Raw genomic sequence first — 19,064 nt, forward strand, 5'->3', positions numbered from 1 at the left:
CCCCGGCCCGGGGCGGGCACCGCGGGCCGGGCTTGGCGGCGGGGGGGGCCGTCGCCCCCGGTTTCCGGTCCGTTGGGGGGGGGGGGGGGCATGCGGCCGGGGGGGCGGGGGACGACGTCGAAATCGAAATCGGACATGATGTGACCTCCGGTTGGTAAGGGAGGCCGCCGTGACCGTCAGGAGGATTTTGCGTGCACCGCGTGCTGAAAACACAAAAGCCGCCTCGGGTCGGGCGGCTTTGGGTGCATCGTGGGTGTGCGATACCTATGCCGCCGGTGTGTACCAGCGGTACCAAAATCGCCCCAGAAGGGCGGAGGAGGTGAGGCGCACGGGGTTCATGGCGTGAACCCTACGCCCGATCGATGTGCTGCACAAGGATTTACTGCGGGAGCGCCCCGCTGCGCTGACTCAGCCGCCGTTCCTCCGCATGATCTCGGCCCTATGTGACGCCTGTTCCCTCACCATGCCTGCCACATCGTCTTCGCCCATGCCGCGGGCGGCGTCCGTGAGGCTGGACAGGGAGACGCCAGCGTCCTTCAGCTTGTTGCTTGCCGCTTCCTCTTCGCCGCTGCGGATGAAAAAGGGGTCGCCCAACTTCATGTAATAGGGCGAGATGAGCCGGGTCTGGCGTAAATGGGCGGTCGCCCGGCGGTTGCCATGGGTTCCGCGCTGGGTTGCCCGGTGCCCGCGCCGGGCTCCACTCCGGAAAGAGCGCGCAGGATCTCAGTCGTCGGAGCCGCCCTGGCCGTTCTTGTCCAATTCTCCCAGCCGCGCGACCAGTTCCTTGCGCCGGGCCAGCGTGTCGTCGGTCGCCTTCAGCATCTCATCCGCCGTGACGGTGTTGGCGCGGGCGAAGAGGCCGCGGTTCTGGGATTCGAACATCCGGCCTCCGTTCATGAAGGCCGTGGACCGAGCCATTTTCAGGCTGCCCATCAGCGCGTTGTTCACGTCGCCGCCGGTGACCTTGCCGCTGTCCACGAGGCCGTTGAGCAGGGTGCGCTCGTTCTGCTTCAGCTTGTTGAACAGGTCCAGCGAAGGCCCCTTCAGGCTCGCCGCCAGGGGGCTCAGGGACAGCGTGTCCTTGGCGCCCGTGGTGGTGGTGGCGGTCGTTGCCGCCCCAGGAGAGCTGATTGCGCCGCCTTGGGCCGCCGACATGGTCTTCGTCGTGGCAACGGCCGGGGCGCCAGCCAAAGGGGGTGAAACGTCCATCAGAGCATCCCTCACGGTCGAGCAATCCCGTGACGATGATTTTATGGTTGTTTTCCCCCTTTGGCAATAAAACCGGAAGGCGATCCTCCGCCGCTCAGCGGTGCTTGCGGTACCAGCCGATCAGCCCGTTGGTCGAGCTGTCGTGCCCCAACGCGGTGGTCGGGCCGTTCTGGAGTTCGGGCAGGATCTTGCCGGCCAGTTGCTTGCCCAGTTCCACGCCCCACTGGTCGAAGCTGTTGATGGCCCACACGATGCCCTGGACGAACACCTTGTGCTCGTACAGCGCGATCAGCGCGCCCAGCGTGTGCGGGTCCAGCTTCTTGAACAGGATGCTGTTGGACGGCTTGTTGCCCTCGAACACGCGGTGGGGAACCAGCGGCTCGATGGCGTCGGCCGGCTTGCCGGACTTGGTCATCTCGGCGCGCACCTCGTCGGCGGTCTTGCCGCGCATCAGGGCTTCCGGCTGGGCGAAGAAGTTCGACAGCAGGATGCGGTGATGGTCGCCGATGGGGTTGTGGGTTTCCGCCGGGGCGAGGAAGTCGGCGGGCACCAGCTCCGTCCCCTGGTGGATCAGCTGGTAGAAGGCGTGCTGGCCGTTGGTGCCCGGCTCGCCGAAGACCACCGGGCCGGTGGCGTAATCCACCCGCGCGCCCTGCCGGTCCACCGTCTTGCCGTTGCTCTCCATGTCCAACTGCTGGAGATAGGCCGGGAAGCGGTGCAGATACTGGTCGTAGGGCAGCACGGCGTGGGACTTGGCGCCCCAGAAATTGACGTACCAGACGCCGAGCATCGCCATAAGCACCGGCATGTTGCGCTCCAGCGGCGCGGTGCGGAAATGCTCGTCCATGTCGTGGGCGCCGGCCAGCAGCTCGGTGAAGCGGTCCATGCCGATGCCGAGCGCGATGGACAGCCCGATCGCCGACCACAACGAATAGCGCCCGCCGACCCAATCCCAGAAGCCGAACATGTTGTCCGGGTCGATGCCGAACTTGCGCACCTCCGCCTCGTTGGTGGAGACAGCGACGAAATGCTTGGCGACATGGGCGGGGTCGCCGGCGCTCTCCAGGAACCAGCGCCGCGCGGTGTGGGCGTTGGTCAGAGTCTCCTGGGTGGTGAAGGTCTTGGACGCGATGACGAACAGCGTCGTCTCCGGGTCCAGCCATTCCAGCGTCTCGCTGATGTGGGTGCCGTCGACGTTGGAGACGAAATGCACGCCGATCTGCGGGTGCAGGTAGGGGGTCAGCGCCTCCGTCACCATCACCGGGCCAAGGTCGGACCCGCCGATGCCGATGTTGACGATGTCGGTGATCGGGTGGCCGGTGTAGCCGGTCCAGGCGCCGTCGCGGACCTGCCGGACGAAGCGCTCCATCCGGTGCAGGACGGCGTTCACCTCCGGCATCACGTCCTGGCCGTCCACCATGACCGGGCGGTTGGAGCGGTTGCGCAGCGCGGTGTGCAGGACGGCGCGGTCCTCGGTGATGTTGATCCGCTCCCCGGCGAACATGCGGTCGCGCCAGCCTTCCACGTCCTGCTGGCGGGCGAGGTCGAGCAGAAGGGTCCGGGTCTCCTCGGTGATGCGATTCTTCGAATAATCGAACAGCAGGCCGCAGGCTTCCAGGGAGAAGCGGTTGAAGCGGTCGGCGTCGGCGGCGAACAGGTCGCGCATATGGAGGGTCGAAACGTCCTGGCGATGACGGGCCAGGGCTTCCCAGGCGGGCGAACGGGTGAGCGCTGACATCGGGATTTTGCCTCCTTCTCGCGTGCGCGGAGCCTAGCACCGATCGGTGCGCGCCGGGTACGCGCCAAAGCGGCGCATCCAACGTGCACAAAGGTCTAGGTGAAGCGGTCTAGTTTGAGCGGACTATGCGGGGCGGTGGATGAAACCGGCAACCGTTGCCCTGTGTTCTTTTCGGGACAGGAGGTGACCATGAGCGATCCGAACAAACCCGAACTGAACCCGCCGGGTCCGGCCGAGGAGGAACGCCGCGAGGACGAGCGGCCCGATCAGGTGGGGATCATCCCCGGCAAGGTGCCGGGCCGCCCCATCGATCCCGGCGATCCGCGCTTTCCGGGGAGCCAGCCGGATCTGGCGTAAGACCGGATCTGGCGTAAGAAGGGTCGCCGCGGTGGGGGGCCCACCGCGGCGCCTTTCTCAGCTCCCCCCGTCGATGGTCCGCGTCGCGGTCACGCCTTCCGGACGGCCGACCAGCACGGTCAGCAGCCGGTTGGGGTCGAGCAGCCGCTTGGCGACGCGCTGCACGTCCGCCTGGGTGACGCCGTTGATGAAGGCGTTGCGGCGGTCGAGATAGTCGATGCCCAACTCGTCGCGCTTGACCTGGAGCAGGATGCCTGCGATCGCCTGCGTGCTGCTGAGCTGCAGCGGGAAGCTGCCGGTGAGGTAGGTCTTGGCGTCGGCCAGTTCCTCCTCCGTCACGCCCTGGTCGGCCATGCGCTTCCATTCCTGGCGCATGATGTCCAGGGCCTGACCGGCCTTGGCGTTCACCGTGTTGCCGCCGGCCATGACCAGCGCGGAATGGTCCATCGGGATCAGGTAGCTGTAGACGCCGTAGCTGAGGCCGCGCTTCTCCCGCACCTCCTCCATCAGGCGGGAGCCGAAGCCGCCGCCGCCCAGGACGTAGTTCATCACGGTCGCCGCGTACCAGTCGGGGTCGGCGCGCTTGAGTCCGGTCTGGCCCATCAGCATGACGGTCTGCGCGGTCGGTCGGGTGGCGACCAGCGTCTCGCCCAGCCCCTTCGGCTCGACGTCGGGGATGGCGGCGTTCGCGGAGGTGGCGGGCAGGCCGCCGAACACATGGTCGAGCGCGCGGCCGAGATCCTCCGGGCTGATATCGCCCGCTGCGGCGACGACCAGCCGGTCGCGCCCGAAGCCGGTCTTCACGAAGCCGCGCAGGTCGTCCGGGGTGATCGTCGGCAGCGACTCCAGCGTGCCGCGGATCTCGTCGCCGTAGGGGTGGCCGGGGTAGGCGGTGGAATAGAACAGCCGCCGTCCGACGTAGTTGGGATCGGCCTGATCGCGGCGCAGGCTGGACAGCACGGCGGCGCGCATGCGCTCCACCGCCTCCGCGTCGAAGCGCGGCTCGGCCAGCGACAGGCGGGTCAGCTCGAACGCCTCGTCGCGGCGGTCGCTCAGCGTGCGCAGGCTGCCGCCGAAGCCGTCGCGTCCGGCGTCGTAGCCCAGCGCGATGGCGTTGTCCTGAAGCCGCGCGGCGAAGGCCTGGCTGTCATAGGGACCGGCGCCCTCGTCCAGCGTGCGGGCGGCGAGGTTGGCGAGGCCCTCCTTGCCCTTGGGGTCGGACGCGCCGGCCCCTTCGAAGGCCCATTCCAGGGCGATGATGGGGACCTTGCGGTCCTCGACCAGCCATGCCTCGATCCCGCCGGGGCTGACCACCCGCTTGATCTCGATGGCGGCTGCCGGAGTGGTGATGGCGAAGGCGAAAAGGAAAAGACAGACGCCGAAGACGCGCTTGGACACGAGGCGCTTGGATAGGACGATCATCTCAGCTTCCCTTGTCCTGGAGCGGCAGCAGAAGGCCGGTGACGTGGTTGGTCTGGCCCAGAACGGCGCGGGCGGCGGCGTTGACCTGATCGGCGGTCACCGCGTCGATGCGCACCGGCCAGTTCTCCACGTCGTCGATGCTCTGGCCGGTGGCGATGGCGGCGCCCAGCGTCTGGGCCGGGCCGGTCAGGCTGTCGCGGGCGTAGGCGGCCTCGGCCAGCATGCGCTTCTTGGCGGTGGCCACCTCCTCCTCGGTCACGCCCTTCTCGACGAGCGTCCGGATGTCGGCTTCCAGCGCCGCTTCCAGCTTCTCCATGGTGACGCCGGAAGCCGGCGAGGCGCCCGCCGCCAGCGAGGTCATGTCCCAGGACGACGGGCTGTAGCCCAGCCAGGCCGAGGTCGCGATGCGCTGCTCGACGACGAGGCTGCGGTAGAGGCGGGAGGTCGGGCCGCCGCTCATGATCTCCGACAGCACCTGGAGCGGGTAGGCATAACCCTCCTTGTCGGTGCGGTAGGAGGGGGCGAGCCAATTGCGGCGGATCGAGGGCTGGCGCACCTCGTCGTCGCGCAGGATGACCCGGCGGGCGGCGCTGATCGGCGGCTCCTGCACGCGGACGCGCTCCGGCACCGGGCGGGTGGGGATGCCGCCGTAGTATTTCTCGGCGAGCGGCTTCAACTCCTCCGCCGTCACGTCGCCGGACACCACCAGCACGGCGTTGTTGGGCGCGTACCAGCTCTTGTAGAAGGACTCCGCCTCCTCCCGCGTCAGCGTGGCCATCTCCTGCGGCCAGCCGATGATCGGGGTGCCGTAGGGGTGGTGGACGTAGAGGGTGGCGTTGACCTGCTCGCCAATGCGGTCGGCGGGTTCGTTCTCGATGCGCTGGCGGCGCTCCTCGATGATGACGTCGCGCTCCGGATAGACCAGCTGGTCGGTGAGGCGGAGGTTCGACATGCGGTCGGCCTCCATCTTCATCACCAGCTCCAGCCGGTCGCGCGCCACGTTCTGGAAATAGGCCGTGTAGTCCCAGGAGGTGAAGGCGTTGTCGCGCCCGCCGTTCTTGGCGACGATGCGGGAGAAGGCGCCGGGCGGAACCTCCTCCGTCCCCTTGAACATCAGATGCTCTAGGAAATGGGCGATGCCCGACACGCCGCGCGGCTCGTCCGCCGCGCCCACCTTGTACCAGACCATGTGTGTGACCACCGGCACGCGCTGGTTGGTCACCAGCACGACCTGCATGCCGTTGGACAGGGTGAAGGTCTCCGGGAAGAAGACGCCCTTCTCGGCGGCGAAGGCGGGGGCGGCGGCGGCGGTGGCGCCGGCCAGGGCGAACGCCAGGACGCCCGCGGCGGCAAGCCGACGCCAGGGCCGTTTCCAGGGTGGCGGGGCGGTGGGGCCGTTGGGGAGCATGGGCCTCTCGTTGGGAGCGAAGGGGACGGGAATGCAAAAGGGGGCGTCCCCGTCTGGGAACGCCCCCTAGATACTGGTGCGGCGAAGCGCCCGGAACAATGCCCTGAATTGGGTCCCCGAAATCGGCTTAGAACAGGCCCTCCAGCGGCGCCCGGCGCTTGCGTTCGATGGTCGGGATGGTGCCGTCGTTCAGCGCCTTGCCAGTGGCCTGGGCCTCGCGCAGGCGCTGGGTTTCCTTCTTCGGATCGACGACCTCGTAGGGCTGCTCCTGCGTCTGCCAGAACAGCAGGGAGTCGATCCAGCTCTTGTCGGCGACGACGAGCTGGGTCGTCTCCTGGTCGACCTTGTTGCGGATGCCCGGCTCGATGCCGCTCTTGGCGCCGGCCTGGGCGATCAGGGCCGACTCGCCGGCGGTACCGGCAGCCGTCCGGCCGCCCGCGGCGGTGGCGCGCGAGGAGCCGCCGAAGACCGAGGCGGCGGCCACCGCGGCCGACGTGGCGTCCTGCGGGCGCGCCGCGCCGGGGCGCGGCTCCGGCAGGCGGGCGAGGCTCGGCGGCATGGTCAGCGGCGCGCGGGACACGACCGTGAACTCGTCCGGGCTCGTGCGGTCGAGGCCGATGGAGCGGCGGACGTCGGTGCATCCGGTGAGCGCCAGCGCGACGAGCGCCAAGCCCAGCAGCGGACCCCGCCCCAGGGAACGGGTGGAGCGCCGCGCGATGGAGGAGGCGAAGGAAAGCATGGTCACGTTCGAGTCCCGTCGTCTAGTCGTCAGGCCGCTTGTCGTCGGGCCGCGTCCCTTATAGCGGCTCCGTCGCGTGAACTATTACGACTTTTCGCGGCCGGCGAACAGCCCATCCAGCACGAGAAGCGCCACGCCGACGCTGATTCCGCTGTCTGCCACGTTGAAGGCCCAGAAATGCCACCCCCCGATGTGGAAATCGAGGAAATCGGCGACAGCCCCGTACAGGAACCGGTCGATCACGTTTCCGATGGCCCCGCCGATCACCATCCCCAGCGCCAGCGCAAGGTAGCGCCGGTCAGCCTGCCGCAGCCACAGCAGCAGCGCCACCACGATGGCGAAGGCCACCGCGGCCAGCACGTAGGGCATCCAGGCGTGGGAGCTGCCGAAGGTGCCGAAGCTGACCCCGGTGTTCCAGGCCAGCACGAGATTGAAGAAGGGCGTGACCTCGATGACCCGTGGGTAGGGCTGCATGACCACGTCGAGGATCCACCATTTGGTGAGCTGGTCGAGGACCACCACCAGCGCGGCGACGGACAGGCCGAAGACCGTGTGGCTGCGGCTGCCGGACGTGGAGAGGCTGCTCATGAAGTGCTCCTGCTCCCTCTCCCCTCTGGGGAGAGGGTCGGGGTGAGGGGGTTGCGCGTTTGCCGGACGCGTCGAGGAAGCGGAACCCCCTCACCCTAACCCTCTCCCCAGAGGGGAGAGGGGATAAGGCGCAGGCTCCGGCAACGCGTATTAGAACGCCGGTTCCGCGTCCACGGCTTCGGCGCAACGGAGGCACAGCGTCGGGTGTGCGGCGTTCGTGCCGACCTCCGGAAGGATCTTCCAGCAGCGCTCGCACTTGCCCCCTTCGGCGAGTCCGGGCACCACCGCGATGCCGGCCACGTCGGGCAGGACGAACGCGCCCTCAGGCGCCGTGCCCTCCGCCACGGTGATCTGCGAGGTGATGCAGATCTCGGCGAAGTCCACGCCGTCGAGCAATGCCTTGGTCGCCGCGTCCACGAAGACGGTCGGGTTGGCCTGCAGGGACGAACCGATCTTCTTGTTGGCCCGCTCCAGTTCCAGCGCCCCGGTGACGGTGCGGCGGACGGTGCGGATGGACTCCCACTTGGCGGCGAGATCGTCGTTGCGCCATTCCGTCGGGATGGCCGGGAAGACGCGCAGATGGACGCTTTCCTCGGTCCAGCCCTCGACGCCGGTCAGGCCCGCGGGACGGGCGAGCCACGCCTCCTCCGCGGTGAAGCAGAGGATCGGTGCCAGCCACGCGGTCAGGGTGGAGAGCAGATGCTCCATCACCGTGCGGACCGCGCGGCGGCGGACCGAGCCCGGCGCGTCGCAGTAGAGGCTGTCCTTGCGGACGTCGAAGTAGAAGGCCGACAGCTCCACGGCGCAGAAATTGTGGATCGCCACCGACAGGTCGTGGAAGTCGTAGGCCTCGATCTTGCCGCGGACCAGGGCGTCCAGCTCCGACAGGCGGTGCAGGACCCAGCGCTCCAGCTCCGGCATCTCGGCGACGGCGATGCGCTCCGCCGGGGTGTAGTCGGCCAGCGCGCCGAGGATGTAGCGCAGCGTGTTGCGCAGGCGGCGGTAGTGGTCGGCCTGATACTTGATGATCTCCGGCCCGATGCGCTGGTCCTCGGTGTAGTCGGTGCTGACCACCCAGAGGCGCAGGATGTCGGCGCCGTACTTGTCGCAGACCTCCTGCGGGGCGACCACATTGCCCAGCGACTTGGACATCTTGCGGCCCTGCTCGTCGAGCGTGAAGCCGTGCGTCAGCACCGCGTCGTAGGGCGCCCGGCCGCGCGTGCCGCAGCTTTCCAGCAGGGAGGAGTGGAACCAGCCGCGGTGCTGGTCGGAGCCCTCAAGATAGAGGGAGGCCGGCCACTTCAGCTCCGGCCGCTGCTCCAGCACGAAGGCGTGGGTCGAGCCGGACTCGAACCACACGTCGACGATGTCCCTGACCTGCTCGTAGTCGTCGGCGCGGTAGGCGTTGCCGAGGAAGTCCTGCGCCGGGCGGGCGAACCACGCGTCGGAGCCTTCCTTCTCGAAGATGTCGGCGATGCGGTTGAACACCTCGGCGTCGCGCAGGATCGCGCCGTTGTCCTTGCGGACGAACAGGGCGATCGGCACGCCCCAGGCGCGCTGGCGGCTGATGCACCAGTCCGGGCGCTGCTCGATCATCGCGCGGATGCGGTTCTCGCCCTGGGCGGGGAACCACGTCGTGTCGGAGATCGCCTGCAGCGCCGTCTTGCGCAGGTCGTTCGTCTCCATGGAGATGAACCACTGCGGCGTGGTGCGGAAGATCAGCGGGGCCTTCGAGCGCCAGGAATGCGGGTAGCTGTGCTTGACGCGGCCCTTGGCGAGCAGCGCCCCGACCTCCTGGAAGGCCTTCAGCACGGCGCCGTTGGCCTCGCCCGGCTTGCCTTCGGCGGTGTAGACGCGCAGGCCGGCGAACAGCGGGACGTGGTCGTAGTAGCGCCCGTCCTCGCCGACCGTCTGCGGCACCTCGATGCCGTTGGCCTGACCCAGGTGGAAGTCGTCCTCGCCGTGGCCGGGTGCTATGTGGACGAAGCCGGTGCCGGCGTCGGTCGTCACGAAGTCGCCGGCCAGCAGCGGCACCTTGAAGTCGTAGCCGCTGCGGGTCAGCGGGTGGTGGCAGTAGCCGCCGGCCAGACGCGAGCCGGGGAAGCGGTGCAGCAGCCGCGCGTCGGCGATCTTGGTTTCCTTGAAGACGCTTTCGGCCAGCGCGGTGGCGATGACGAGCCGCTCGCCGACCTCGGCGAGGCTGCCCTCCTCGACCGCCAGCACCTTGTAGGTCGCGTATTCGATGTCCTCGCCGAAGGCGATGGCGCGGTTGCCCGGCAGGGTCCAGGGGGTGGTCGTCCAGATGACGATGTTGGCGTCGTCGACCTCCGGCGCCGGCGAGCCCCAGATGGCGAAGCGCGCGAAGACGGTGGTCGAGGTGTGGTCGTGGTATTCGATCTCCGCCTCGGCCAGCGCGGTCTTCTCGACCACCGACCACATGACCGGCTTGGCGCCCTTGTAGAGGCCGCCGTTCATGGCGAACTTGTGGATCTCACGGACGATCTGCGCCTCGGCGGGCAGCGTCATGGTCAGGTACGGGTCGGCCCAGTTGCCCTCGACGCCCAGGCGGCGGAACTCGCCGGCCTGCACGTCCACCCACTTCTGGGCGAACTGGCGGCACTCGGCGCGGAACTGGTTGAGCGGAACCTCGTCCTTGTCCTTGCCCTCGGCCCGGTACTTCTCCTCGATCTTCCACTCGATGGGCAGGCCGTGGCAGTCCCAGCCGGGGACGTAGTTGGAGTCGAAGCCCTGCATCTGGCGCGAGCGGACGATGACGTCCTTCAGCACCTTGTTGACGGCGTGGCCGATGTGGATGTTGCCGTTGGCGTAGGGCGGGCCGTCGTGCAGGACGAACTTCTCACGGCCCTTCGCCGTCTCGCGCAGCCGCTGGAAGAGGCCCATGTCCTCCCAGCGCTTCAGCAGCTCCGGCTCCTTGGTGGGCAGGCCGCCGCGCATGGGGAAGTCGGTGCGGGGCAGGAAGACGGTGGACTTGTAGTCGCGGGTCATGTCGGGGATTTCCTGAACCTGAAGCAGAACCGTCGGGCGGCAGCGGTCAGGCCCCCGACGCACGCACAAACGAGGCGGTCCCGGCCCCCCTCAGGAGGCCGGGTTGGTAATTCGCGCCATACGCGCCATGACCCACGCCGGATGCAGCATCGCGCGGGATATTAGCGGTGTGGGCGGTGCGGTCAAGGCGCGGCGCCTCCGGGCGGCGTCAGTCGAAGCTGGCCTTGCCGCCGTGGGCGGCGGACCAGCCGACCGGGTCGTTCAGGAACTTTTCGACTTCCGACAGGGTGTTCTCGTCGAAGTACTGGTTCTCGCGGGCGACCTTCAACACGTCCCACCAGGTGCACAGCTCGTGCAGGCGGACGCCGATGCGGTCCATGTTGGTCTTCGATTGCGGGAAGATGCCGTAATGGAAGATCACGAAGCTGTCGGTCACGGTGGCGCCGCCGTTGCGCAGCGCCGTGACGAAGTTCTCCTTGCTCTTGCCGTCGGTGGCGAGGTCCTCGACCAGGATGACCCGCTGCCCCTCGGTCAGCACGCCCTCGATCTGGGCGTTGCGCCCGAAGCCCTTCGGCTTCTTGCGGACATACTGCATGGGCAGTTCCAGCCGCTCGGCGATCCAGGCGGCAAAGGGGATGCCCGCCGTCTCGCCGCCGGCCACCGCGTCGATGCTCTCGTAGCCGATCTCGCGCTCGATGGTCTGGACGGCGAAGTCCATCAGCGCCTTGCGGGCGCGCGGGAAGGACACGATGCGCCGGCAGTCGGTGTAGACCGGGCTCGCCCAGCCGGAGGTGAAGATGAAGGGCGTCTCGGCGTTGAAATGCAGCGCCTTGATTTCCAGCAGGATCTTCGCGGCGGTGGCGGCGATGGTCGCCCGGTCACCATTGGCAGGGGCGGGCAAAGCGGCGGTGGTCATGGCCTAACGGCTCCCAGGGAGGCTCAAACTGCCCCGTGTGTAGCCCCCCGGCGTGCGAATCGCAATGGCCGGTCCTTGCCGGTCAGCCCAGCCCGTGCCGGTTGGCCGGGATGAAGTCGTCGTCCAGAATTTGGGCGAGGCTGTAGGGGCAATCGGTGGGGAGGGCTTCGGGCGCCACGCCGTCGAACAGCTCCAGAGCCTTGACCGCCAGCCGGTGCCCCTGCTTCCACGCCTTCGGAAGAAGATCGGGCGCCTTGCGCGCCAGGGTGCCGCTGTCCTCCAGCGCGTAGACCGCCCGGCCGCGCTGTTCCACGACGCTGAGCATCCATTTGTTGCGTGGCGCCGGGGCGGGCGAATGCTCCAGCTTCAACAGATGTTCGATGACGTTGGTGAGGGCGCTGACCAGCGCGCTTTCCTGGCTGCGGCCCAAGCTCTCGACCTCCTCCGCCAGATTCTCCATATCCAACTCGGAGTTGACGCGCGTCTCCGCCATCCGACGAAGCGTGGCGGCCTGCTCCAGGGTCCAGGCGTACCAGTCGGTGTCGTAGAGGTGGCCGTCGGGCATGGGACCCTCCCGGTGGAATCCGTGCGTCAGGTTAACCTGGAACACCGCGGGCGGTCCATATGGACTCACTTCCCCGGCAGCGCCAGCGCGATGCAGCGGGTCAGCACCGGGTTGCCGGTCATCTCGCGGTAGGCCTGGACGATGGCGGGCTCGGCGGCCTTACACTGCTCCATCGTCTGGAACTCGATGGTGGTCGGGCCGCCCTGGTTCAGGATGAAGAGCAGAAGGATCACGCGGTCCATCGTCGCTCAGCCTTCCGACCGCGGTTCCCGGGCCAGCACGGCGCGGGCGGCGGCGGCGTCTTGGACGATCTGGTCCTTCAGCTCGTTGAAGCTGCCGAACTTGCGCTCCGGCCGCAGGAACTCGATGAGCTGGACGCGCAGATGCTGGCCGTAGAGGTCGCCGTCGAAGTCGAGGATGTGGGTCTCCAGCCGCTCCACCGTTCCGCCCACGGTCGGGCGGCGGCCCAGGTTGGCGACGCCGTTGCGCCAGACCGTGCCCGCCCCCTGGTCCACCCCGGTGCGCACCGCGTAGACGCCGAAGGCGGGACGGAGGTAGTCGGCCAGCTCGACGTTGGCGGTGGGGAAGCCGATGGTGCGGCCCTTGTGGTCGCCATGCTCCACGCGCCCCTCGATCTCCCAGGGTGAGCCGAGCAGCCGGGCCGCCTCGCGCGGGTTGCCGGCGACCAGCGCGTCGCGCACGCGGGTGGAGGAATAGACGCCGTCCGCATCGTCGGCCACTGGCCCGACCTCGGTCACGCCGAAGCCGTGGGCCGCGCCGGCCTGCCGCAGCAGGGCGGGATCGCCGCCGCGGCCATGGCCGAACAGGAAGTCGTAGCCGCAGACGACGTGCCGCACGCCCAGCCCGGCCACCAGATCCTCCTGGATGAAGGCGTTCGCGGTCTTGTGCAGGAAGCTCTCGTCGAAATGGCAGACGAACAGCAGATCGACGCCCAGCGCCTCGATGTGGCGGGCCTTGACGCGGAAGGGCGACAGGCGGAAGGGGGCGTCGTCCGGGCGGAAGACCGAGCGGGGGTGCGGCTCAAAGGTCATCACCGCCGAGGGCGCGCCGAGATCGCGGGCGATCCGCTGAGCGGTGGCGATCACCGCCTGATGGCCACGGTGCACCCCGTCGAAGTTGCCCAGGGCGACGACGGCCCCGCGGGCGTCCTCCGGCAGGTCGGCGGTGTGTCGGAACAATCGCATGCGTCACGCCCTGATGGTCTGCGGGCCGCGCACGGCCCCCGGAAACGATGGCGGCCCGCCGGGGCGGGCCATGCCATGGGCGTCTTATATAGACCGGAGCCGGCGCGTGGTCTACGCACCGGCGACCGGCAAGTCATTTCGCTTGTTGAAGGCTTGCCCGCCCTAAGGGCTTGACGGGATCACCCGCGGGACGGGACCATCAGCAGGGCCTCGCCCTCGATCACCACCGTCTCGCCGACGGTGCAGACCGTGCGGACGACGGCGCGGCGCTTCTCCGGGATGATCTCGGTGACGGTGGCGCGGGCGGTCACCGTATCGCCGGCGCGGACCGGCGCCTTGAAGCGCACGGTCTGGCTCATGTAGATGGCGCCCGGACCGGGCAGCTTGGTGCCGAGAACGGCGGAAATGAAGCTGACGCTCAGCATGCCGTGGGCGATGCGGCCCTGGAACATGGTGCCGCTGGCGTATTCCTGGTTCAGGTGGACCGGGTTGGTGTCGCCGGAGATGCCGGCGAACAGCACGATGTCCGCCTCGGTAACCGTCTTCGCGAAGGACGCCGTCATGCCGACGGTCAAATCCTCGATGCAGTGGCCCTCGTTGTCCTTCAGGACTTGGCGAACATCATCCATACCGCGGTTCCTTTTCATCAAGCACCGGCCAGAAGCGCCGACCGTGCGGTGCGACAACACGTATGGTGCAATGCGATATATGCACTGCAACCACGTGATGGCAACACGACTCGCCTGAAAAAGTGAAAAAACCGCTAACCTCTTTCGAAAGAGGAGGCAGTCGCGGCGTCCTGCCTATTTCCTCTGGTCCGGCGATTTCAGTTCCGTGACAGTAAAAGTCCGGAGCGGCTTCAGTTAATATGTACACTGACAATTCGGCCTGCTGCACCGCGGAATGCGGGGCGACTCGGGGGCGGATGGCTTGACTTCGCGCCGCCGCGGCCAACCGTCACCTCTCATCCCCCCGAACCGCGACGGAATCCGACCCATGCCCCACCGCTTCGCGCTGGTCACCGGCGGCACCTCCGGCATCGGCGCCGGCTTCGCCCGTGCCCTGTCCGCCGACACCGGCCTGCTGCTGGCCGCCCGCAACGCCGAGGCCCTGACCACCGCAAAGACGGAGCTGGAGGCCACCGGACGCCGGGTGGAGGTGCTGGCCACCGACCTGACCACTGACGCGGGGCGGAACGCCCTGATCCAGAAGGCGGAGACGCTGGAGATCGATCTGCTCATCAACAATGCCGGGTCCGGCGCCTTCGGGCCGGTGCTCGACAACAGCCCGGAGGCGGAGCGGACGACGGTGGAGCTGAACGTGGTGGCGACCACGGTGCTGACCCGCGCACTGCTGCCCGGCATGATCGAGCGGGCGGCCCGCGACGGGCGGCGGGCGGGGCTGATCCTGCTGTCGAGCACGGCGGCCTTCCAGCCGATCCCGTTCCTCGGGACCTACTGCGCCAGCAAGAGCTTCATCCTGGCCTATGGCGAGGCGCTGGCGACGGAGCTGAAGCGCAAGCCGGTGGATGTGCTGGTCCTGTGCCCCGGCGCCACCCGCACCGCCTTCGGCAAGCGCGCCGGCTTCGCCCTGAACGCCCTGCCGGGGGCTGCCGATCCGCTGGACGTGGCGCGGGAGGGGTTGCAGGCGCTGGGGCGCCGCACGGTGCATGTGCACGGCTTCGGCACCCGCAACATGCTGCGCCCCTTCCTGTGGTCACGCCACGCGGCGTCGGACGGGCTGGGCGCGCTGCTGGCCGCCTTCGACCGCGGCCAGCGCGCGCGCAGGACCGCCCGTCCGCCGCGAGAGAAAGTTTAGCGGTCGGACCCCGACCCGCTTTGCTGATCGGCGCGCGACGAACCGGACCGGGCCGCGCCGATCCCTTTCTTGTCAGACGAGGGCTGTTCGGCGACCTGAGTCTTGTCGGCCTTCTCGGCCTTGGCCTCGACCTTCTCCTTCACGGACTCGGTCGGCTGTTCGGACGGCTTGGCCTCGACGCGGACCGGGGCCACGCCGTCCTCGATCATGTCGAGCTGTTTGGCGGCCTTCTTCGACAGGTCGATGACCCGCCCGTCCACATAGGGGCCGCGGTCGTTGACGATGACGTCGACGCTCTTGCCGTTGTCCTGGTTGGTCACGGTGACCTTGCTGCCCAGCGGCAGCTCGCGCGAGGCGGCGGTCGGCTTGTTCTGGTCGAAACGCTCGCCGCTGGCCGTCTTCTTGCCGTGGAACGAACCGCCATAGAAAGACGCCTCGCCCTCATGGACGATCACCGGTTCGCCCTCGTCCGTGCGTTCCACGGCGATCGGCGGCACCGACGCGTCCTTGGGGCTTTGTGATTTGGATGAGGGCTGGGCCTGGGCGGCCATGGGGGACAGAGGCAAGGACAGGGACAAGGCGCAGAGCGCCATGGACAGTGTACGCGCCATGTGCATTCGAATGTACCTCCCATTGGACCTGGACAACATCCGTGGGAGGTCGGGGGTTCCACTGGATCACCGGCACCGCCGCCGTGGGCTGGACCTGCCCGGTCCGATGATGGTTCAATCATCCCCTCAAAGATGGAGAGCGCAGGAATGGCCGTGAGCGTGGCGGATCTGGGTGTGGAGCCACGGTTCGGCTGGGTGACGATGGGGGACGGGACGCGGCTGCGCACCGCCCATTGGACGGCCACCAAAGCCCCGCCGCGCGGCACCGCGCTGCTGCTGACCGGCCGGGCGGAGTTCATCGAGAAATACGCCGAGACGGTGGGGGAGCTGCTTGCCCGCGGCTTCGAGGTCTTCGCCTTCGACTGGCGCAACCAGGGCCTGTCCGACCGTCCCCTGCCCAACCCTCAGATCCATCACCTGGACAGCTTCGACACGCTGGCCGGCGATCTTGACGAGGTGGTGGAGCGGCTGGTGAGGCCGCGGCAGCGCGGGCCGCTGCTGCTGGTCGCCCACAGCATGGGCGGGCTGGTCGCCCTGATGGCCCTGCTCCGCAACCCGGCCCTGTGCGACGCTGCGGTGCTGACGGCGCCGATGTTCGACATCTTCACCGGCCCGGTGCCGCGCCGCATGGCGGTCTGGCTGGCCGAGCGCCTGTGCGCCCGTGGGCGGGCCGCCGAATACGCCTTCGGCCAGCACGATTACGACCCGGTGGAGGGGCTGTTCACCCCGGTCAACCCGATCACTTCGGACCCTCGCCGCTACGCCACCTACCACGACGCCTTCCGCGACCGGCCCGAACTGCGGGTGGGCGGGGTCAGCTTCGGCTGGGTGCGGGCGGCCCTGCGCGCTGCCGACCACATCCGCTTCACCGCGCCGCTGGAGCGGGTAACGACGCCCATTCTGCTGCTGAGCGCCCCCGCCGACGCTGTCGTCCGCTCGGAGTCGCACCGGCTGGCCGCCGCCCGGCTGGGCAACGCCGTGTTGAAGGAGCATGCCGACGCCAAGCACGAGCTGCTGATGGAGCGTGACGACATCCGTGACCGGGTGTGGGCGGACATCGACGCCTTCCTCGCCGCCCTACCTCTGTAAGCCGGGCATCTGTAGGGCGGGCTGTGCTAGGTCCTTGGCGCGGGCGCCCGCGCGCCCACATGAGGGACGCTTTGCGCCTGCTTCCACGCCCGCTCTTATGTTCAAGGGTCTGCCTTCCATGTCCGATTTCTGGAAAGAGTCCGGTTTCCATCTGCTGACGCGCGACGCCGACGGCTGGCTGGCGGTCACGCCGGACTTCCTGCGCGCCTATCTGATGCGGCCGGAGATGCGCCCGCCCGAGGACGCCTGCGAGACCGAGCACGCACTGTTCGCCGGCCTGCTCGACGATCCCACCCGCCCCGTCCCGCCGGGCATGGTGGAGGCGCTGGCCGATGCGGACGCGCGGGAGAACTGGACGGTCTGGCTGGGCTTCCGCGACCGGCTGCTCGCTGCCGGTACGGTCGAGGGTTGCTACCTCCGCCTGTTCCGCGAGGGCGCGCGGGGCGTGCCGGGGCTGTTCATCGACCAGATGGCCCATGTGATCCTGCGCAACATTCTGGACGGCACACCGTCGGGCCTGCGCGCGCGGGCGGGCGAACTGTTCTTCCGGCCCCAGACCGTGTCGGTGGACGACGGGCGCGTCCGGCTGGCTGACAGCGAGACGGTGGAGATGCTGGCCGCGACCGGCGGCTTCGGCAGCCTGGGCCGGCTGGTGGTGGAGGCCGGGACTGCCCCGCGCTCCGTCGATCTTGACGTCCTCGACGAGACCAACCACCCCCGCTATTGGGAGCGCGATTCGCGGCACGACACCGTGCTGGACGTGACCTTCGCCGCGGCCGGTCTCGACGCGCTGTGCCGTGTCCTGGAGGGCTGGGTGCGGCATTTCCTGGGGGTAGCGGTGTCGATCCAGCCGGTGCAGCGGATCAGCGACGAGCGCTGGGTCTGGCATGTCGGGTTGGACGGGGAGGCCACGGCGATCCTCAACGACCTCTACAACGGGGCCGAGGTGGGGGAGGAACGGCTGGCCCGCATCCTGTCGCTGTTCCGGCTCGAGTTCGCCGATTCCGCGGCGATGCGCGCCGACATCGCCGGGCGGCCCGTCTATCTGGCCCTGGCGATGACCGCCGACCGCAAGCTGCGCCTGAAGCCGCAGAATCTGCTGGTCAACCTGCCGCTGGCTCAGATGAACTGACCGGCAATCCTATAGCCATACTGTCAGTGTGACTATCTGCCGCCCCGGCTGCGGGTGGGCGGCGGCTTATAAGGATGTTTCCTGAAGGGGGAAACGTCATGCAATTAAACACAACGCAGCCGAAGACGATGAAGCCGAACCTTGCCGACCCGCGTTGGGAGACGATGGCGTGGCAGGACGGCTTCGGCGTCGGGAACGCCATGATCGACGCTGACCACAAGCGCCTGTTCGAGCTGTTCAACGAGTTCGTCACCGCGGTGAACGCGTTCCGCGCCGACAGCGAGATCCAGGACGTGCTGGGGGAGTTGCTCGACTACACCGACACCCATTTCGACCGGGAAGAGACGCTGATGCGCGAGCACGGCTATCCCGACTACGCCGCCCACAAGGCGCTGCACGATAGCTTCGTCCGCCAGTTGCACGACGTAAACAGCGCGCTGGATGCGGGTGGGGAAAAGGGCGCCTTCGTGCTCGGCTTCCTCGCCAAATGGCTGTCCGGCCACATTCTGGGCGTGGACACCAAGCTGGGCGCCTACCTGCGCGAGCGCGGGGTGGAGGCGTAAAGGGCAAAGCCCCTCTCCCACGGTGGGAGAGGGGCGGTGTCACCTGATGGTTACTGTTTGTTCGACTCGCCGCTGTGCTTCGGGCCGCGGTTCAGCGAGGTCATGCTGTCGCTGTACTGGAACTCCGGCATGTCGCGCACGCTCGCCTGAGTGACGTCGCGCAGCGTAATTGGGCCGTTGCCCGGAAGCACGTCGGCCAGCGCGATGTCCGCGGCGATCTCCTTGCCGCCAATGCCGAGGAAACCGCCGCTCTGAATCACCAGGAGCTGTGCGTTGCCGTCCGGGCCGAGGATCACGTCGGACACCTTGCCGACCTTCTCGCCGTCGGCGCCGATCACCGTGCGGCTCATCAGATGCTCGACGCTGGCGCTGGCCGGGGCTCCGCTTGTGGGGCCGGCCGGTCGGGCGCTCTGCCCCTGGTCCATAATGACCGAGTTCGGGGCCTGGGCGCCCGGGGTTTGTGCCGAACCGCCGGTGCCGGTCTGGGCCGCGGCGACGCCGGTCGTCAGCGCCAGGGCGGACAGGGTCGCGATCACCGTCTTGTGCATGGAAGGTCTCCTCGTTGCACGAAACCGACCCTTCCAACCGGAGGGAGCGGGAAAGGTCACGCGGGACCGCCTGTGACATCGTGGGGCGACTCGGGGCGCCGTCCGGGTGCCTCGCCACGGGACCGGTCCAGCGGGCAAAAGTGGGTTGGC

At 68.5% G+C, this 19,064-nt stretch carries 20 protein-coding genes; 5 read left to right on the forward strand and 15 right to left on the reverse strand.

What is annotated here, in order from left to right:
• Nucleotides 1-408: 408 nt before the first annotated feature.
• The 3 genes from ACWPXE_RS18510 to pgi form a co-directional block, all read right to left on the reverse strand.
• Complete coding sequence (locus tag ACWPXE_RS18510) at nucleotides 409-600, reverse strand: hypothetical protein (RefSeq protein WP_454018955.1); 192 nt, start codon at nucleotides 598-600, stop codon at nucleotides 409-411.
• A 123-nt stretch (nucleotides 601-723) separates the two neighbouring features.
• Nucleotides 724-1,209, reverse strand: a complete 486-nt coding sequence (locus ACWPXE_RS18515; RefSeq protein ID WP_454018956.1) for a hypothetical protein — start codon at nucleotides 1,207-1,209, stop codon at nucleotides 724-726.
• A 94-nt stretch (nucleotides 1,210-1,303) separates the two neighbouring features.
• On the reverse strand, nucleotides 1,304-2,947 hold the full coding sequence (pgi, locus tag ACWPXE_RS18520; protein WP_454018957.1) for a glucose-6-phosphate isomerase: 1,644 nt from the start codon (nucleotides 2,945-2,947) through the stop codon (nucleotides 1,304-1,306).
• A gap of 189 nt (nucleotides 2,948-3,136) precedes the next feature.
• Here pgi and ACWPXE_RS18525 point away from each other — a divergent pair, with 189 nt between their 5' ends.
• Nucleotides 3,137-3,304, forward strand: coding sequence for a hypothetical protein (locus ACWPXE_RS18525; protein WP_454018958.1), 168 nt, complete (start codon nucleotides 3,137-3,139; stop codon nucleotides 3,302-3,304).
• Nucleotides 3,305-3,361: 57 nt separating this feature from the next.
• Here ACWPXE_RS18525 and ACWPXE_RS18530 read toward each other — a convergent pair whose 3' ends face one another.
• From ACWPXE_RS18530 to ACWPXE_RS18575, 10 genes are all read right to left on the reverse strand, one after another.
• Nucleotides 3,362-4,726 (reverse strand): M16 family metallopeptidase, encoded by a 1,365-nt coding sequence (locus tag ACWPXE_RS18530; protein WP_454018959.1) that lies wholly within the window; start codon nucleotides 4,724-4,726, stop codon nucleotides 3,362-3,364.
• A gap of 1 nt (nucleotide 4,727) precedes the next feature.
• Complete coding sequence (locus ACWPXE_RS18535; RefSeq protein ID WP_454018960.1) at nucleotides 4,728-6,134, reverse strand: M16 family metallopeptidase; 1,407 nt, start codon at nucleotides 6,132-6,134, stop codon at nucleotides 4,728-4,730.
• 127 nt (nucleotides 6,135-6,261) lie between these two features.
• Entirely contained in the window at nucleotides 6,262-6,873 is a 612-nt protein-coding gene (locus ACWPXE_RS18540; protein WP_454019386.1) for a DUF3035 domain-containing protein, read from the reverse strand.
• A gap of 84 nt (nucleotides 6,874-6,957) precedes the next feature.
• Nucleotides 6,958-7,461 carry a signal peptidase II gene (lspA, locus tag ACWPXE_RS18545; protein ID WP_454018961.1) on the reverse strand — a complete coding sequence of 168 codons (504 nt, stop codon included), beginning with the start codon at nucleotides 7,459-7,461 and terminating at the stop codon, nucleotides 6,958-6,960.
• A 150-nt stretch (nucleotides 7,462-7,611) separates the two neighbouring features.
• Nucleotides 7,612-10,467: an isoleucine--tRNA ligase gene (gene ileS / locus ACWPXE_RS18550; protein WP_454018962.1), complete on the reverse strand. Its 2,856-nt coding sequence runs from the start codon at nucleotides 10,465-10,467 to the stop codon at nucleotides 7,612-7,614.
• Nucleotides 10,468-10,675: 208 nt separating this feature from the next.
• Entirely contained in the window at nucleotides 10,676-11,383 is a 708-nt protein-coding gene (locus ACWPXE_RS18555; protein WP_145689012.1) for an orotate phosphoribosyltransferase, read from the reverse strand.
• Between the two features lie 82 nt (nucleotides 11,384-11,465).
• Nucleotides 11,466-11,948 (reverse strand): DUF29 domain-containing protein, encoded by a 483-nt coding sequence (locus tag ACWPXE_RS18560; RefSeq protein WP_454018963.1) that lies wholly within the window; start codon nucleotides 11,946-11,948, stop codon nucleotides 11,466-11,468.
• Between the two features lie 65 nt (nucleotides 11,949-12,013).
• Nucleotides 12,014-12,190: a hypothetical protein gene (locus ACWPXE_RS18565; RefSeq protein ID WP_014239676.1), complete on the reverse strand. Its 177-nt coding sequence runs from the start codon at nucleotides 12,188-12,190 to the stop codon at nucleotides 12,014-12,016.
• A 6-nt stretch (nucleotides 12,191-12,196) separates the two neighbouring features.
• The gene (locus tag ACWPXE_RS18570) at nucleotides 12,197-13,153 is read right to left on the reverse strand and encodes a bifunctional riboflavin kinase/FAD synthetase (protein WP_454018964.1); all 957 of its coding nucleotides are present in this window, start codon (nucleotides 13,151-13,153) and stop codon (nucleotides 12,197-12,199) included.
• Nucleotides 13,154-13,332: 179 nt separating this feature from the next.
• On the reverse strand, nucleotides 13,333-13,782 hold the full coding sequence (locus ACWPXE_RS18575; RefSeq protein WP_014239679.1) for a MaoC family dehydratase: 450 nt from the start codon (nucleotides 13,780-13,782) through the stop codon (nucleotides 13,333-13,335).
• Nucleotides 13,783-14,149: 367 nt separating this feature from the next.
• Here ACWPXE_RS18575 and ACWPXE_RS18580 point away from each other — a divergent pair, with 367 nt between their 5' ends.
• A complete protein-coding gene (locus ACWPXE_RS18580) occupies nucleotides 14,150-14,971 on the forward strand; it encodes an SDR family NAD(P)-dependent oxidoreductase (RefSeq protein ID WP_454018965.1) in 822 nt (273 codons plus the stop codon).
• Here ACWPXE_RS18580 and ACWPXE_RS18585 read toward each other — a convergent pair.
• Complete coding sequence (locus tag ACWPXE_RS18585) at nucleotides 14,968-15,588, reverse strand: septal ring lytic transglycosylase RlpA family protein (RefSeq protein ID WP_454018966.1); 621 nt, start codon at nucleotides 15,586-15,588, stop codon at nucleotides 14,968-14,970. The two genes, ACWPXE_RS18580 and ACWPXE_RS18585, sit on opposite strands and share 4 nt — an antisense overlap.
• A 141-nt stretch (nucleotides 15,589-15,729) precedes the next feature.
• Between ACWPXE_RS18585 and ACWPXE_RS18590 the strand changes: the two genes are divergently transcribed.
• The 3 genes from ACWPXE_RS18590 (at nucleotide 15,730) to ACWPXE_RS18600 (ending at nucleotide 18,366) form a co-directional block, all read left to right on the forward strand.
• A complete protein-coding gene (locus ACWPXE_RS18590; protein ID WP_454018967.1) occupies nucleotides 15,730-16,671 on the forward strand; it encodes an alpha/beta fold hydrolase in 942 nt (313 codons plus the stop codon).
• A gap of 118 nt (nucleotides 16,672-16,789) precedes the next feature.
• On the forward strand, nucleotides 16,790-17,803 hold the full coding sequence (locus ACWPXE_RS18595; protein WP_454018968.1) for a DUF6352 family protein: 1,014 nt from the start codon (nucleotides 16,790-16,792) through the stop codon (nucleotides 17,801-17,803).
• A gap of 98 nt (nucleotides 17,804-17,901) precedes the next feature.
• Nucleotides 17,902-18,366, forward strand: coding sequence for a bacteriohemerythrin (locus ACWPXE_RS18600; RefSeq protein ID WP_454018969.1), 465 nt, complete (start codon nucleotides 17,902-17,904; stop codon nucleotides 18,364-18,366).
• Nucleotides 18,367-18,416: 50 nt separating this feature from the next.
• Here ACWPXE_RS18600 and ACWPXE_RS18605 read toward each other — a convergent pair whose 3' ends face one another.
• Nucleotides 18,417-18,914, reverse strand: a complete 498-nt coding sequence (locus ACWPXE_RS18605; RefSeq protein WP_454018970.1) for a PRC-barrel domain-containing protein — start codon at nucleotides 18,912-18,914, stop codon at nucleotides 18,417-18,419.
• Between the last annotated feature and the right edge of the window lie 150 nt (nucleotides 18,915-19,064).

Source organism: Azospirillum sp. Marseille-Q6669 (genome assembly GCF_965111635.1).